The sequence below is a fragment of the Promicromonospora sp. NPDC057138 genome (assembly GCF_042670845.1).
Taxonomy (GTDB): Bacteria; Actinomycetota; Actinomycetes; order Actinomycetales; family Cellulomonadaceae; genus Promicromonospora.
This window is the reverse complement of the sequence record NZ_JBHUUX010000137.1, coordinates 1-1,915: the sequence shown is the minus strand read 5'-3', so window position 1 is coordinate 1,915 and position 1,915 is coordinate 1. Positions and strand designations below refer to the sequence as shown.

Genomic DNA, 1,915 nt, shown 5'->3' with positions numbered 1-1,915 from the left:
ACCCGGTAGACCAGGGGCTGGCAGGAACACTGCACAGGTATACGAACCACGCCAAAGCAAACAAATCGGCCATGGTCTTTATTCCTGGCCGCCACTCCGGGAGCCCTATTCACGGGGTTTCACCAGTCCTTCTTGTAGAAGGCAAGTGCGGTGACGGTCTTGGCGACGAGGGCGAAGCGGGTGAGAGGGCCGCGGTAGCGGGTGGCGAGGATCTTCCAGTCCTTCAGGTGCGCGATGGTCCGCTCGACTGCGGCCCGGAGTGTGCTGATGGAACGGTTGGCCACTTTGTCCCCAGTGGATCGTTCCTGGCGCGGCGGCTTGCGCCGTGGGGTGAGCAGTCCGGAGCCGACGTAGCCCAGATCGCCGATGCCCTCCCGTTCGGCGAAGGCTTTGGGGAAGTGTGACCGGCGCCAGGCGTGCATGTCGTGGCGCGAGCCCGGAACAGGCGACGAGACCGCGAGCAGGTCCCCGGTGAGCGTGGCGGCAACCTGCAGATTGAAGCCCGTGTCGCGGTGCTTGCCGGAGAACATCGTGGTGCCCTCGCTCGCCCAGTCCCAGGTGGGTACCAGGGTTCCGTCGACCAGCACGACACGGCCGGCCGAAGCCCCGACAGGATCGGGAACATGCCTGGCCAGAGCCTTCTCCACCACCGGCAGCAGGACAGTCCAGCGGCGCGAGACGGTCGCTTGGGAGACCCCGAACAACTCGGCCGCCGCTGACTGGACCGGGTTCTGCCGCAGCAGGAACAGCACCAGCACCACCGATTTGTACAGCCCCAGCGCCCACATCCGCCTGGTACTACAGCCGTGAGTGTCTGTTGAGCGTGTGACGCGTTGGTCTGTTCATGGAGACGGAGCGTGCGGTGCAGGTGTGGTCGGGCTGGTTCGAGGAGTTCTTCGCCTCGATGGCCCGGGTGTTCGGCCGGGTGGACCGGCGGCGGACGGCGGAGGCGTATCTGAAGGCGCTCATCGCGCCCATCGAGCGGAAGAACGGCTGGCAGATCGCGGAGCATGTCGGGCACGCGAGTCCGGACCGGGTGCAGTGGTTCCTGTCCCGCTCGACGTGGCTTGCCGACCAGCTCCGGGACTGCGTGCGCTCGTTCGTCGCTGCTCATCTGGGGCGGCCGGACGGAGTGCTGGTGCTGGACGAGACGGCGTTTTTGAAGAAGGGCACCAAGTCGGCCGGGGTGGCCCGGCAGTACGCCGGAATCACCGGACAGGTTGAGAACTGCCAGGTCATGGTGTTCTGCGCGTACGCCACCGACACCGGACGTGCGTTGATCGACCGGGAGGCGTACGTTCCGGCCGTCTGGACCAAGGACGCCGAACGGTGCCGGGACGCGAAGATCCCCCGGCCCCGGGCCAGGGAGGTGGTGACCAAGCCGGAACTGGGCCGGCGGATGGTGGAGCGCTGCCGGCGGGCGGGGGTGCCCTTCGGCTGGGTGGCCGCCGACAGCCTCTACGGCCAGGACCGCAAGCTCCGCGCGGCACTGGAGCGCCGCCGCATCCCGTATGTGATGGCGGTACCGGCGGACGAGACCGTGGTGACACACGGGACCGGACCGCTGCGGGCCGATGCCCTGGCCAAGCGTGTCCCGCTGCGCTTCGAGCGCCGCTCGTGCGGCACCGGGACCAAGGGCGGGCGCCGCTACGACTGGGCCCTGGCCGAGGTCACCTGGCCCGGCGGCACCGAGAACGACGGCCCCCGCCGCGGCTTCGTCCACCTGCTGCTGGTCCGCCGCTCCATCAGCGATCCGTCCCAGACCGCCTACTTCGCCGTCCACGCCCGCACCGGCACCCCGGTCGCCGAGATCATCCGGGTGATGGGTCTGCGCTGGGCGGTCGAGGACTGCTTCGAGACCGCGAAGTCCGACTGCGGACTCGATCACTACTCACCGCCCTCGCCTTCTACAAGA

The 1,915-nt window shown here is 68.4% G+C and carries 2 protein-coding genes; one reads left to right on the top strand and one right to left on the bottom strand.

Features of this window, described 5'->3' with window-relative positions; translation table 11 throughout:
- Window positions 1–119: 119 nt before the first annotated feature.
- Window positions 120–758 carry a transposase family protein gene (locus ACFT2C_RS29040; RefSeq protein WP_377210574.1) on the bottom strand — a complete coding sequence of 213 codons (639 nt, stop codon included), beginning with the start codon at window positions 756–758 and terminating at the stop codon, window positions 120–122.
- Between the two features lie 86 nt (window positions 759–844).
- Between ACFT2C_RS29040 and ACFT2C_RS29035 the strand changes: the two genes are divergently transcribed.
- The coding region (locus ACFT2C_RS29035) for an IS701 family transposase (protein WP_377210573.1) at window positions 845–1,915 on the top strand (1,071 nt) is incomplete at its 3' end.